The following is a 13,436-nucleotide window of genomic DNA, read 5'->3' as shown; positions in this document are numbered from 1 at the left end:
TCGTTCGTCTTTCATCACCGCCCCAGATAAACCTCGATCACCCGATCGTCATTCTGGACGCTATCCAGATCGCCTTCGGCCAGGACCGAGCCCTCATGCAGCACGGTGACCAGGCCGCCAAGCTCCTTGATAAACGCCATGTCGTGTTCGACAACAACGAGCGAATGCTTGCCGGCAAGCGACACGAAGAGTTCGGCGGTGCGCATGGTTTCGTCGTCGGTCATGCCAGCGACAGGCTCGTCGAGCAGCAACAGCTGCGGCTCCTGCACCAGCAGCATGCCGATTTCCAGCCACTGCTTCTGGCCGTGCGACAGCAGCCCGGCGGGCCGGTCGGCCTCGGTGTCGAGGCGGATCTGGCGCAGGATATCGGAAATGTGGTCGCGCTCGTCGTCGCGCAGCCAGGCGAACAGACTGCGGCGCACGCGCTTGTCGATCTTCATCGCCAGTTCGAGATTCTCGAAGACGCTGTGCTGCTGGAAAATCGTCGGCTTCTGAAACTTGCGGCCGATCCCGGCGTGGGCGATTTCCGGCTCGGTCAGGCGCGTCAGGTCGATGCTCTGGCCGAAGAATGCCGTTCCCGAATCGGGGCGCGTCTTGCCGGTGATGACATCCATCATCGTTGTCTTCCCCGCGCCGTTCGGACCGATGATACAGCGCAGCTCCCCAACGTCGATGGCCATGTTGAGATTGTTGAGCGCCTTGAAGCCATCAAAGCTGACGCTGATGTCCTCCAGGTAGAGGATGACGTTGTGCGAGAGGTCGAGTGTTTTCTGCTTGCCGGCGTAACCCGCTCGATACTCGGGGGCGCATTGTTCCGGATCGATACCGATGACCTTGCGGAAGAACTCCCTCATACCCGTGCTCCACGGGATTGCCGCAGTGTTTTCCAGAGTCCGACCAGGCCTTGCGGCAGCAATAGCGTAACGACGATAAACAGCAGGCCGAGGAAGAACAGCCAGTATTCGGGGAAGGAAACCGTAAACCAGCTCTTCGCAAGATTTACCACGAAGGCGCCGATGACCGGGCCGATCAGCGTTCCGCGGCCACCGACGGCAACCCAGATGGCGATTTCGATCGAGTTGCCGGTGCTCATTTCCGATGGGTTGATGATCCCCACCTGCGGTACATAGAGCGCACCGGCGATGCCGCACAGGATCGCCGAAATAACCCAGATGAATACCTTGTACCACAGCGGGTTGTAGCCGATGAACATGACGCGCGACTCGGCGTCGCGAATCGCGGTCAGCACGCGGCCGAACTTCGAGGTCACCAGCCAGCCCGCGAACACCAGCGTCAGCGCCAGCACCAGCGCAGTCAGCCCGAACAGCACCAAGCGCATATCCGGCGAAGTGATGCTGTAGCCGAGGATGCGCTTGAAATCGGTGAAGCCGTTATTGCCGCCGAAACCGGTTTCGTTGCGGAAGAAAAGCAGCATGGCCGCATACGTCAGCGCCTGCGTGATGATCGAAAAATAGACACCCTTGATGCGCGAACGGAAGGCGAAATAGCCGAAAATGAAGGCAACAATGGCCGGCACGGCAATGACCAGGAAGCCCACCCACAAGAGATTGTCGCTGCCGCTCCAGTACCAGGGCAGTTCCTTCCAGTCGAGGAACACCATGAAATCCGGCAGGTCGCTCTGGTAGCTGCCATCGCGCCCGATCTGGCGCATCAGGTACATGCCGAAAGCGTAACCCCCGAGAGCGAAGAAGAGGCCGTGGCCCAACGACAGAATGCCGCCATAGCCCCAGATCAGGTCCATGGCGACGGCCACAATGGCGTAGCACATAATCTTGCCGCACAAGGTGATAGCGTAGGTCGAAACGTGGAAAGCGCTCTCGGGCGGAACCAGAAGATGGAGCAGCGGCACCGCGACCAGCGTGACGACAAGAAAGAATCCCAGCGCCAGCCAGCTTCTGCGATTCAGCGACTGGAGAACGCGCAGGGTGAATGACTTGTGCATGATGGCGCTCATTCGACGACACGGCCCTTGAGGGCGAAGATGCCCTGCGGTCGCTTTTGAATAAAGATAATAATGAAAACGAGAACAGCAATCTTGGCGATCACTGCACCTGCCCAGCCTTCAAGGAGCTTTGTGAAAATCCCCAGGCCCAGTGCCGCCCATACCGCGCCGGCCAACTGCCCGACGCCGCCGACGACGACGACCATGAAGGAATCGACGATGTAGCCACTGCCCATGTCCGGCCCGACGTTGGAAATCTGTGACAACGCGAGGCCGCCAAGGCCGGCGATGCCGGCGCCGAGAGCGAAGGCCATGGTGTCGATGCGTGCCGTCGGCACGCCGACGCAGCCGGCCATGGATCGGTTCTGCGTCACGGCACGAACGAACATGCCGAGCCGCGTCTTGTTCATCAGCACCCAGACCAGCAGCAACACGAATAGCGCGAAACCGATGATGATGATGCGGTTCCACGGCAAGATCAGGCTGGGTATCAGCTCAACGCCGCCGGACATCCAGCTCGGGTTGGAGACTTCGACGTTCTGCGCACCGAAAATCACGCGCGCGGCCTGGATCAGCACCAGCGACAGGCCCCAGGTGGCAAGCAGGGTTTCCAGCGCACGACCGTACAACCAGCGGATGACGGTGCGCTCCATGACGACGCCGATCAGCGCCGCGGCGAAGAAGGCGACAGGAATGGCGGCCGGCAGATACCAGTCGATGGCGTCCGGAAAATAGCTGCGAAAAACACTCTGCACGGCATAGGCGGAATAGGCGCCGACCATCAGTAGTTCGCCGTGCGCCATGTTGATGACGCCCATCACGCCGTAAGTGATTGCCAGGCCGAGGGCGGCAAGCAGCAGGATGCTACCGAGCGACAGCCCGGAAAATATCCGGCCCAGATTCTCGGTCAGTTCCAGTCGGCCAGAGATGGACTTGACGGCGGAAATGGCTGCGAAACGCACCCTGTTGTCCGGTTCCTTCGCTTTGTCGGTGAGCGGCAGAAGCGCGCTCCTGACGACTGGCGACGAGGCGTCCGAGAGTGCCCTGACGGCCGCCAGTCGCGCCGCCGGATCGGCATTGCCAAGGTTGGCTTGAGCGTGCGCCAGCTTGAGCAGCGCCTTGACCTCGCCGTTGGTTTCCTTGGACAAAGCGAGGGCTAGCACAGGAACGATGTCGGGACTGACCCTCGTTTGCAGCTCCTGCGCAGAAGCAAGGCGGATGCTAACGTCCTTGTTGAAAAGACTGAGCGCCGCCAACGCATTGGCCAGTTCGCCGCGAATCCGGTTGTTCACGATGATTGACTCGGGTTGCTTGGGAGTCTTGATCGGCTCACCGCTGGCCGCGTCAAAGGCATTTTCACCATCGAAGACAACGACCGTATCAGCACTCAAGAAGAGTTGATCGTCAGCCATCGCCTGGAGAACGCGCACTGCATCGTCGTCGGCATTCTGCGTAATCTGCCGGATGGCGCTTACCTTTTCGCTCGAATCCTCGGCCGCCAATTGGCGAACCAAGGCCGGATCAAGCGCGGCATGCGCCAACGGGCTGCAGGCATAGAGCAGGCAAAAGGTAAAAAGGGTGAAAAGCTTGTTCATCAAAAGGAAACTCACAATTCGTACAGGTCTCTGACAGGTTAAGGACCACGGCGGAATGGAGGAATACGTTGAATTGCGTAGGGACTGAAAACGACAGCTATGCTCATTGGGGAGAACGGCTGGATCTTTGCGGAAGGCGAGGAAAACAAGCGCCGAGGCGTTCCTGTCCGGACGCTTAAAGACTGACGATAATCACCACGCCTACCAAGGAAATCTAGCCGGCCGCACGCTCCAGCCAGGCCTTCACGCCAGCATGCCCGCCGACCTGCTGGAAGAGACGCTTCAGCTTCGGGCAGTGGTCGAAGACGGTCGAAGGCACATGGTCGACCGTCCCTGAAACAAACCAGCGCACAATCATATAGAGTTTGATATCGACAACGCTCAGCGTATCGCCGCCAACGAAGGGCTGATCGCCGAGCTGACGTTCGACGTTTGTGCCCCATGTCGGCAGGAAGTTGCGTGCGAGCTCCTCGCGTGCGCTGCGCTTCTGTTGTTCGTCGGTAATACGCAGCGTCGGGCCGACGTTGTGGCGCAGATCCTCGGCGTAGCTCATCAGCGCCTCGTGATATGCAGCGTCAAGAGCATCCTTTGGGTGCAGTCCATGCTGCCGGCCGATGTAGACAAGAATTGCGTTCGATTCGGCAAGCGGTGGCTTGCCGGCAATTTCGAGAATCGGCAAGGAGCCGAACGGGGTCTGCGGTTTAAGTTCCGGCCATTCGGCAATCGGGATGCGCACGTCGTCGAAATCGACGCCCGCAAGGTGCAGGGCAATGCGGCATTCCTCGCCGCGGCTGCCGGCAAAGTCAAAGTAAATGAGGCGTGGCTTGGACATGCGATGGTTCCTTCGTCAAATTGTGGACCGGACACGGGCGTGCTCGAGTCGAATTGTAGAGGGGCATTATCGGTACACACGAGCACGTTGGCAATGATGCCGCCTAGTACAGGGATAGGACGTTCAGGCCGACAAGGAAATCGTACCCACTCAATGTTTCAGAAACGAGTGACGAGTCTTCGAGGTCGCAAACTCACCCGTTCGACCTACTTGAGACATTCAACACTGGATTGGTCCAGAGGCAGCTAACCGTTGGTAGCCGCCAATCTACGTTTAACGTCTAAGCAGTGGGGAGTCGCTGAATGAGCAACTTCATATATCGCTCGAAAAGCGAGTCCGGGTTCTGCTTGAATAGGCGGATACGTCCCGTGTTGTTCACCACCAGAACACCCACAATATGGGCAAACACCGCGCTCGTCTCGATGACAGACTCGTCGGCACTCAAACCCAAGGCTTCCAACTGGACCTGAACCGGCCGTAGTGCAGCCATCAACTGTTCGTTCAACTGCTGGTTGAGTTCGGGGGTCAGCCCTCGAGGCTTTACTCCAACAAACAGGTAGAAGCCCAAGTCCAGTTCCTTGGGATTGTCGCGGTAGAACACGTAAAAGGCTTCGGCTTTGGCGCGAAGCAAGTCGATTGCCTTGGCAGAGGATGACTTGCCAGCCCCCTTGGCGGCCTCGACCACTTGATTGAGGCGCTGCAAGGATTCGCCGAGCAGGGCTCCATAGATTTCTTCCAGGTTGGCGAAGTAACTGTAGATGGCACCCGGCGTATAACCCGCCCGCTTGGCGATTTCCCGCAGGCTTGCGCCATCCAGGCCCAGCTCAAAAAACGCCGAGCGCGCCGCATCGAGAATCAACGTCCGCCGTGCCTGATTGAGAACACTTTCCCTAACCACGCGAGATTCAGCCGTGGCGCCATTATGTCGGGTGCTGCGTTTCCGGATTGCGGTTGACTTTCCCATAGACCAAATTATACACTGCAATTTCCGATTCAACACTGTTCAACAATATAAACGCTGTGCGAGAGGAATGGTTATGTCTGCTACGAGTGCCAGTGGCTTGATGGATGGTAAGGAGTTTCGGGAGTCGCTTAGAAAATACAAACCCACCGTCTATGTGGATGGACAACTGATTGAGTCAGTCGTTGATGCACCTTCGCTTCAGCCCGGAATCAACGCGCTGGCGGTCACCTACGATTTCGCCCATGACCCCGCCCTCGCCCCGCTGATGCTAGCTACGCAGACGGCCTCCGGCAAAACGGTCAACCGGATGCTACATGTCGATGAATCGGCGGGTGACCTGCTGAACAAGTTGGAAGCTGTTCGTGTGCTGTGTCAAGAAACCGGCTGTGCTCAGCGCTATCTCGCACACGATGCTCTCAACGGTATCTTGCAGGCAGTGGCCAAAATAGACGATGCAAAGGGTTCGACCGAGCACAGCGCCAAGTTCACCGCCTATCTCCAGAAGGTTCAGGATGAAGACCTGACGTTGGGTATCGCCATGACCGACGCCAAGGGAGATCGTAGCAAGCGTCCCAACCAGCAATTGAACCAGGACGTGTACGTCCATATCGTCGAGCGCAACGCAAAAGGTATCGTCATCACCGGCACCAAGGCGATTGTGACCGCTGCACCTTACGTGCATGAGTTCCTTGTCATGCCATCGCGCAACATGCGCGAGGACGACTCGGATTTTGCGGTTTGCTGCGCCGTGCCGGTGGATACGCCGGGAATCACGATTGTGTCCCGGCCGGCCGGGCGTCCGGGCGAGAAGCCGGAGCACGGCGCGCCGCTCTTCTCGCGCAAGTACGGTCAATCAACCGGAGTGGTCATCTTCGACAAAGTGTTCGTGCCTTGGGAACGCGTGTTCCTCGCTGGTGACTGGGAGTTCTCCGGTGACATCACCTACAACTACGCAACTCATCACCGTCACAGTTGCATCGGTGCGCGCGCTGGTTTTGGTGACCTGCTCATCGGCGCCGGTGCCCTGATGTGCGAAGCGAATGGCCTCGACCCCAACAAGAAGGCGAATCTGCGCGACCCGATGGTGGAACTCATCAAGATTACCGAGGGTTTCTATGCCTGCGGAGTGGCAGCAAGCGTCTATGCTCTTAAGGATACATATTCGAAGAGCTTCATGCCGGAACCTGTGTACTCGAACATCGGCAAGCTGCTGCTTTCGACTCAGATTTACGACATGCACCGTCTCGCTCACGAAGTATCCGGGGGACTAATCGTCGCCTTGCCGGGACCAGACGAAGACCACAATCCCGCAACGGCAGCGACCTTGTCCGAAGTTCTTCGTGCCAACCCGAACGTCCCGTACGACAAGCGTATAGAGGTCTCCCGTTTCATCGAGGATTTGACTGCTTCCTATCAGGGCGGCTGGTATTCCCTCATTAGTCTGCATGGCGGCGGTTCGCCGACGGCGCTAAAGCAGGAAATCTGGCGCAACTACCCGGTTGGCAGCAAGGTGGAACTGGTTGAACGTCTAATGGAGCGCGGTGTCTTGGCTGAGGAAAACCGAGCCATCACCAAGAACAAACAACCAGGCCGTTGCTGTGATGAGGGTTGCAGCCAGCCTGGCCAGCCGTTCATGGTCCCGTTACCGAAGGTCAACGGGTCTGCCTAAATGAGGCACGACTTCGAGGCCGGTGCCCGGAGGTGGTAATTGTTGTACTAAAGGAGAGACAGCGATGCTTCACAGTGCCAATGAATCGACACTCGTTCTGGTCGACCTCCAGCAAAGGTTGATGCCCAGCATCTTCGAGGGTCAGCGTGTCATCAAGGAAGCGGTCCGCCTAGCGAACATCGCTCGAATACTTGGGGTTCCGATAATCGGCACGGAACAGAGCCCCGAAGGGATTGGCGAGAACGTCAGCGAGCTTAAGCGGCTTTGCGACCGGACACTCACCAAGCACCATTTTGACGGGTGCGAAGATGGGCTCGTTGAGGCAATCGCGGCTAGCCGGCGGCATGTCGTTGTCACCGGGTGTGAGGCTCACGTTTGCGTTCTACAAACCTGTGCTGGCCTACTTCAGCAGGGATTGAATGTGACCGTGGTCATCGACGCCATCGGCTCTCGGGTCACAATTAACCGTGATTTGGCGATTGCCAGACTAGGTAAAGCAGGGGCGACGCTCGCCACGGTGGAGATGGTCGCCTTCGAATGGATGCGAACAAGCAAACATCCACGTTTCAAGGACGTTCTCGAGCTTGTCCGTTAAGCACCTGTTGCCCAAGTTGCTTAAGAAAACGTAGTGGCTGAATTGGAAGGCCAGCGGTCTGTCGAATGTCCGGCTTTGGGTGGAGGTCACTGACGGCTCCTGGCCGATTTTTGCCGATCGGCAGAGGAAGGCCAAGCTTAACAGCGCTTCCAGCAACGTAACATGCTGCTTGGGCGAAGCCTCAAGCCACAGCACCCAAATACAAAGCCGAAGAATAGAAGACGCCGGGGTAACAAACAAAACGGGGGCCGAAGCCCCCGATGAACATGACATGCCTGCTGGTCTGATTACATTCCTTCCGGCACCTCTTTCTTCTTGTCGTTACCCGGAATGAAGGGGCTCCATGGCTGAGCACGAACCGGGCCGGGTGTCTTCCAGACCACGTTGAATTGGCCGTCAGCCTTGATTTCGCCGATGAATACCGGCTTCCACAGATGGTGGTTCTTCTCGTCCATCTTGATCGTGAAGCCGTCCGGAGCTGCAAAAGTCTGGCCGCCCATGGCTGCGATGACTTTGTCGACATCGGTCGACTTGGCCTTCTCAACCGCTTGCGCCCACATGTGGATGCCGACGTAGGTGGCTTCCATCGGGTCATTGGTCACGACCGTGCTGGCGTTCGGCAGCTTGTTCTTGACCGCCCAGTCCTTGTACATCTTGACGAACTTGGCATTCGCCGGGTTCTTCAGCGACATGAAGTAGTTCCATGCAGCCAGGTGACCGACCAGCGGCTTGGCATCGACGCCGCGCAGTTCTTCTTCACCCACCGAGAAGGCTACCACCGGCACATCGGTTGCCTTCAAACCGGCGTTACCCAGCTCTTTATAGAACGGCACGTTGGAATCGCCGTTGATGGTGGATACCACGGCGGTCTTCTTGCCTTCTGACGAGAACTTCTTGATCTTGGCAATGATGGTCTGATAGTCGGAATGGCCGAACGGGGTATATTCTTCCATGATGTCGGCATCGGTCACGCCTTTGCTGTGCAGGAAGGCGCGCAGGATCTTGTTGGTGGTACGCGGATAAACGTAGTCCGTACCGAGCAGCACAAATCGCTTGGCTTCGCCGCCATCCTTGCTCATCAGATATTCGACGGCCGGAATCGCTTGCTGGTTAGGCGCAGCTCCCGTGTAGAACACGTTCTTCTCAAGCTCTTCGCCTTCGTATTGCACCGGGTAGAAGAGCAGCCCGTTGAGTTCCTTGAACACCGGATTGACCGATTTGCGCGACACCGACGTCCAGCAACCGAAGGTTACGGCCACTTTGTCCTGTGTCAGCAGTTGGCGCGCCTTCTCAGCAAACAGCGGCCAGTTGGACGCCGGATCAACGACCACCGGCTCCAGTTGTTTACCCATGACACCACCCGCCTTGTTGATTTCGGCGATGGTCATCAGCGCGGTTTCTTTCAGCGCGGTTTCCGAAATGGCCATGGTGCCCGACAGGGAATGAAGTACGCCGACTTTGATTGTGTCGGCAGCATTGGCCGCGAATGAAAGCAGGCCGGCGGAGGCCAGACCTACTGACAGGGCGGTTGCCTTGATGAAATTGCGACGATTACTCATGGAAGCTCCTCTGATGTTGGGATCGGTTTGTGCAGCGCAATCTCAGAGTAAAGAGTTGGCGCGACTGCCGGAATACGTCAGATTGCGTAGGTGCTTGTCAGGTCTTCTCGGGCCTAGGCGCTGTAGCGGGATGAACGTTTGAGTAACCATGGGCCTGGCTTTATACTCTGCTATTTTTCGCGAGGCGGCGGTGAATGCTGTGAATGCTGTGAAGGTTGTGAATTCGGAAGTAACGATCGACCCGTCCGGGGCACCCGCAGCACTGGCTCGGGCCTGGCTGTGGTTGGGCTTGATGGCACTGGTGGGCTCGGGCCTGCTGGCCATTCTGCTGGTCTTGTCGCGCACGCCTGGAATACAGGATGTTTTTCCGCTCAAGGAATTCTTCCGGTCTGCGCTGGTTGTGCATGTGGATCTTTCAGTCGCCATCTGGTTCATGGCGTTCGCCGCGGTGATCTGGAGCGCACTCGGTACGGCCCGACTCGCCTGGATGGGCTGGAGCGGATTCGCGCTCGCCGCCCTGGGAACTGCCGTGATGACCGTTTCTCCGTTCTTTCCCGGTGCCGAACCGGTACTCAATAACTACATCCCGGTGCTTCAGCAGCCCTTGTTTTTTGCTTCGCTGTGGATCTGCGGTGCCGGTTTCGGTCTGGCTGTTTTGCGCGCACTGATCACCACCTGGCCAGGCCGCTTTCTTGCCGAGCCCCTGCGACTCGGGGCCTTCCTCGGCGCCCTGGCAGCATTCTTCGCACTGGCCGCCTTCGTGTGGTCGTGGGCTGTCGTACCCCCGGTTGAAGAGAAGATCTACTACGAGGTGATGTTCTGGGGTGGCGGTCATGTCCTGCAGTTTCAGCACTCGCTCCTGATGGTCCTGGCCTGGCTGTGGATTGCCAACTATCTGGGGCGGCCATCAGCAGCCTCTCCACGAGCGCTATCCGTTTTGTTTGTTGTCGCTGCCTTGCCCCTGCTGGTGGTTCCTTTGTTTTATCTGGCGGTAACACCCGGCTCCCTGACGCACATGGAGCTCTTTGCGAAATTGATGATCTGGGGCCATCCATATATGGGTCCGCTGATTCTGCTGGGCGCGTGGTCACTCTGGAGCGTGCGCGGTGTGGCTGGCTCCCCGGCCAAATCGGCTTTTGTCACTTCATTCACCCTGTTTGCCCTGGGGGGCGTGCTCGGTTACATGATTGAAGGGGTCAATGTCGTTATCCCGGCGCATTATCATGGATCGACCGTCGGCGTGACCCTAGCCTTCATGGGTCTGGTTTACGTGCTCCTGCCGACGCTCGGTTACGGCAAGGCAGAAAGCCGGATGGCGCTGTGGCAACCTTACGTCTATGGCGCCGGCCAGTTGATTCACGTGCTCGGTCTGGCGTGGTCGGGGGGTTATGGCGTGCAGCGCAAGGTCGCGGGCGCGGAGCAGGCGCTGACCACACTGCCACAGAAAATCGGCATGGGCATGATGGGGCTGGGTGGGCTTATCGCCATCATCGGCGGGCTGATGTTCGTGCTGGTCTGCCTGAAGATCATGTCCGCCCGCAAGAACAGATGAAACCATCGAACATGCTGGCGTTGACGGTACTCGTCGGCATCGCGACGCTGGCCACCATCGCGCTGCTGGTGTACCGCCTGTTTGTCCTTGAGCCGCCGCCGACCAATGGAATTCCGCAGGGCTTGTTGACCGCGCCAAAGCTCTCGCCGGAAGCGGCGCAAAAAGCGGTCGATAACATTTTCTCCCTGAACCTGCCCGATCTCGCAGGTCGGCCACAGGCAATTGCACAGTGGCGCGGCAAGGTGCTGGTGGTCAACTATTGGGCCAGCTGGTGCGCGCCCTGCGTCAGGGAAATGCCGGCCTTATCTCGTTTGCATGAACACTATGCAAGCTGGGGAGTACAGTTCGTCGGCATCGGCCTCGACGATGTCGAAAAGATGCAGGCCTTTGTCAAAACCACGCCCGTATCCTATCCGCTACTGGTCTCGGACTTCGCCAGCCAGAGTTCGGTGCTGGAAATCAAGGGCCTGCCCCTGACTTTGGTGATCGGTCGTGACGGGAACGTCGAGATGACACATCTCGGACCTGTCGACGAAAAAATGCTTGAGCCGCTGCTAAACAGGCTGATCGGACGGTAGTGTCAGCAACGCAGCAAAAATTACCTGCGCCATCGTCTTAATTTTGACCCACGAAGGTCAGCAGGTCAGCAACGTGCCCACAGGAGTCATTCCTCGCTGCATTGGTTCAATGGCCGCTTGGAGATTCGAGCAGTCGCCCGACATGGTTACCCACGGTCAGCAACTCAGTCTCAAGAGCCATTGAGAGCTTGTCACTTGAGCGGCTGCGCTGCTTCGCTTTGCCAAAAAAGATGAGCCGCCAAGTCCGGGCGACTGCTTACCGGAAAACGCTACTTACCCTCCAGACCCAGGCGGTGTAAATCGGCTGTGATGGGGTGTTTGGCTGAATTACCCCACAGAATGAATCATACAATACACATAGAATGCTATGTCCCGGATTTCCCTGACTCGTTCTCGCTGAACCGATATCCATTGCGTCCTGCCGCTTTTGCGGCATACATGGCGCCGTCCGCGGCTTTCATGAGCGCCTGGGCGTCTTCCGTTCCGTTGATGGGCCGGACGGCGATGCCGACGCTGACGGAGACCTGCACTACATGGCCTTCCAGAGGAACCGGCTCTCTCAGTGCGGCAACGATTTTTTCCGCCACCACGGCGGCATCGTCTGGTCCGTTGATTTCGCTCAAAACAATAATGAATTCGTCACCGCCATGCCGCGCTACAGTATCGCCGCTGCGGATGCAGTTGCCCAAGCGCGCGGTCATTTCTATAAGGAATTTGTCGCCTGCGTCATGCCCATACGTGTCGTTGACCACCTTGAACCCGTCCAGGTCAAGAAACATGACGGCCAGCGCGCGATCAAAGCGTTTGGCCTGTGCCAGGGCCTGAAGCAGGCGGTCGGTCAGCATGCGGCGGTTGGGGAGCCCGGTGAGCGTGTCAAAGTAGGCCAGTTGTTCGATCTGTTTCTCGGCATTTTTTCGATCGGTGATGTCGCGGCTGATTATGACGAAGCGCTGGTTAGAATTGTCATCCGCAGGCAAGGGAGCGACGGAGAGTTCAAACCAGTGTTCCCCTTGCGGCAAGGCGAGCCGGTAAGTCTCACCATAAGAAAAGCCTTTTTGCGCGGCCTCATCAATGGCACGTTGACAGGGGCCAACGACATCTGGGGGCAGTACATCAGCAAACCGCTTGCCAATAAACGCTTCCGGCGGGACCGCCAGCAGGTCGGTGCGATGGGTGTGGTATCTGATGAAACGGCCTTCGGAGTCCACTTCAAACAGAAGATCGGGCAAGGCATTCAGCGTGGCTTGCAACTGATTGCTCACCTCTTTGATGACTTCATCGGCACGTTTCAGCTCCTCTTCAGCACGTCCACGCTCAACGGCCAGGCCGGTTATGCGCGCAGATGCCCTCAGCAGTCTTAATTGCTCAGGCGTCGGAGTGCGAGGCTCTGGGGAGTAGAGCGCCAAGGCTCCCAGCACCTTGCCACTGCTACAGACAAAAGGATGGGACCAGCAAGCAGCTACGCCCGCCTTCTTCGCAAGCTCGGCCAAAGGTGACCAAAGGGGATCCGCTTGTATGTCCTCAACGATGACAGGAGTGTTCCAGAAGATCGCAGTGCCACAGGAACCGACAGTCGGCCCGATCGCATAGCCATTTACAGCCGAGTTGTATTCTGCTGACAGGCTGGGGCCGGCACCGAAAACAAAGCGGCCGTCGGCGACAAGTAATATTGAGCACTTGTAGCCAGGGTTCTGCTCCTCAATGATCCGTGCTATGGCATCAAGCGTACCCGAAACCGTAGCCTCGGCGGACCTTGCTTCATCAGATACGAGTTGAGTTGGGAGCCTGGAGCACCGGCCGAGTACAAAATGGCCGTCCTCATGTTTTGCCTGCTGTATTTGTAATTGCAGCGTATTGCCGTCTCGCGTTATATGGCGGGCAAAAAACGATCTCTCGTTGTTTTCAAACGCAGCTTGGACAATCGTACGGTCGCGAGGGTCGATCCAGTCGAGGAAGGGTTTTTCAGCAAGTTCAGCGGCGTCAAAACCTACCTTAACTTTGAACGAGTCGTTGACTCGGACAAATTTGCCAATATCCATTGCCCGCACAATCATGGGGGCGTCAGCTTTTTCGTCTACCTCAGACATACAATAACCCTCTCAACACCTTGCGCGGGCCAATCGCTCACT

The 13,436-nt window shown here is 57.7% G+C and carries 11 protein-coding genes; 4 read left to right on the top strand and 7 right to left on the bottom strand.

Going from position 1 to position 13,436, the window contains the following annotated elements:
- Window positions 1-14 precede the first annotated feature (14 nt).
- The 5 genes from urtD to PROAA_RS06260 form a co-directional block, all read right to left on the bottom strand.
- Window positions 15-854, bottom strand: a complete 840-nt coding sequence (gene urtD / locus PROAA_RS06280) for an urea ABC transporter ATP-binding protein UrtD (protein WP_186410520.1) — start codon at window positions 852-854, stop codon at window positions 15-17.
- Window positions 851-1,963: an urea ABC transporter permease subunit UrtC gene (gene urtC / locus PROAA_RS06275; RefSeq protein WP_186410519.1), complete on the bottom strand. Its 1,113-nt coding sequence runs from the start codon at window positions 1,961-1,963 to the stop codon at window positions 851-853. Before urtC ends, urtD begins: the two co-directional genes overlap by 4 nt.
- Before the next feature lie 8 nt (window positions 1,964-1,971).
- Window positions 1,972-3,558: an urea ABC transporter permease subunit UrtB gene (gene urtB, locus PROAA_RS06270; RefSeq protein WP_186410518.1), complete on the bottom strand. Its 1,587-nt coding sequence runs from the start codon at window positions 3,556-3,558 to the stop codon at window positions 1,972-1,974.
- A gap of 214 nt (window positions 3,559-3,772) precedes the next feature.
- Window positions 3,773-4,390 carry a glutathione S-transferase family protein gene (locus tag PROAA_RS06265; RefSeq protein ID WP_186410517.1) on the bottom strand — a complete coding sequence of 206 codons (618 nt, stop codon included), beginning with the start codon at window positions 4,388-4,390 and terminating at the stop codon, window positions 3,773-3,775.
- Between the two features lie 280 nt (window positions 4,391-4,670).
- On the bottom strand, window positions 4,671-5,354 hold the full coding sequence (locus PROAA_RS06260; protein WP_186410516.1) for a TetR/AcrR family transcriptional regulator: 684 nt from the start codon (window positions 5,352-5,354) through the stop codon (window positions 4,671-4,673).
- A 73-nt stretch (window positions 5,355-5,427) separates the two neighbouring features.
- Here PROAA_RS06260 and PROAA_RS06255 point away from each other — a divergent pair, with 73 nt between their 5' ends.
- Window positions 5,428-7,023 (top strand): 4-hydroxyphenylacetate 3-hydroxylase family protein, encoded by a 1,596-nt coding sequence (locus PROAA_RS06255; RefSeq protein WP_186410515.1) that lies wholly within the window; start codon window positions 5,428-5,430, stop codon window positions 7,021-7,023.
- A gap of 64 nt (window positions 7,024-7,087) precedes the next feature.
- Window positions 7,088-7,618 carry an isochorismatase family protein gene (locus PROAA_RS06250; RefSeq protein WP_186410514.1) on the top strand — a complete coding sequence of 177 codons (531 nt, stop codon included), beginning with the start codon at window positions 7,088-7,090 and terminating at the stop codon, window positions 7,616-7,618.
- Between the two features lie 287 nt (window positions 7,619-7,905).
- On the opposite strand, the gene urtA is transcribed toward PROAA_RS06250, so the two are convergent.
- Window positions 7,906-9,177 carry an urea ABC transporter substrate-binding protein gene (urtA, locus tag PROAA_RS06245; protein WP_186410513.1) on the bottom strand — a complete coding sequence of 424 codons (1,272 nt, stop codon included), beginning with the start codon at window positions 9,175-9,177 and terminating at the stop codon, window positions 7,906-7,908.
- Between the two features lie 148 nt (window positions 9,178-9,325).
- On the opposite strand from urtA, the gene PROAA_RS06240 reads away from it, so the two are divergent.
- Complete coding sequence (locus PROAA_RS06240; RefSeq protein ID WP_186410512.1) at window positions 9,326-10,729, top strand: heme-copper oxidase family protein; 1,404 nt, start codon at window positions 9,326-9,328, stop codon at window positions 10,727-10,729.
- Window positions 10,726-11,307 carry a TlpA family protein disulfide reductase gene (locus PROAA_RS06235; protein ID WP_186410511.1) on the top strand — a complete coding sequence of 194 codons (582 nt, stop codon included), beginning with the start codon at window positions 10,726-10,728 and terminating at the stop codon, window positions 11,305-11,307. The genes PROAA_RS06240 and PROAA_RS06235 overlap by 4 nt, the downstream gene beginning before the upstream one ends.
- Window positions 11,308-11,672: 365 nt before the next feature.
- On the opposite strand, the gene PROAA_RS06230 is transcribed toward PROAA_RS06235, so the two are convergent.
- Window positions 11,673-13,394, bottom strand: coding sequence for a diguanylate cyclase domain-containing protein (locus PROAA_RS06230; RefSeq protein WP_186410510.1), 1,722 nt, complete (start codon window positions 13,392-13,394; stop codon window positions 11,673-11,675).
- Window positions 13,395-13,436 lie beyond the last annotated feature (42 nt).

The organism is Candidatus Propionivibrio aalborgensis, assembly GCF_900089945.1.
In the GTDB taxonomy this organism is placed as follows: domain Bacteria; phylum Pseudomonadota; class Gammaproteobacteria; order Burkholderiales; family Rhodocyclaceae; genus Propionivibrio; species Propionivibrio aalborgensis.
The sequence above is the reverse complement of the archived record's forward strand: the minus strand, read 5'-3'. Positions and strand labels throughout refer to the sequence as shown.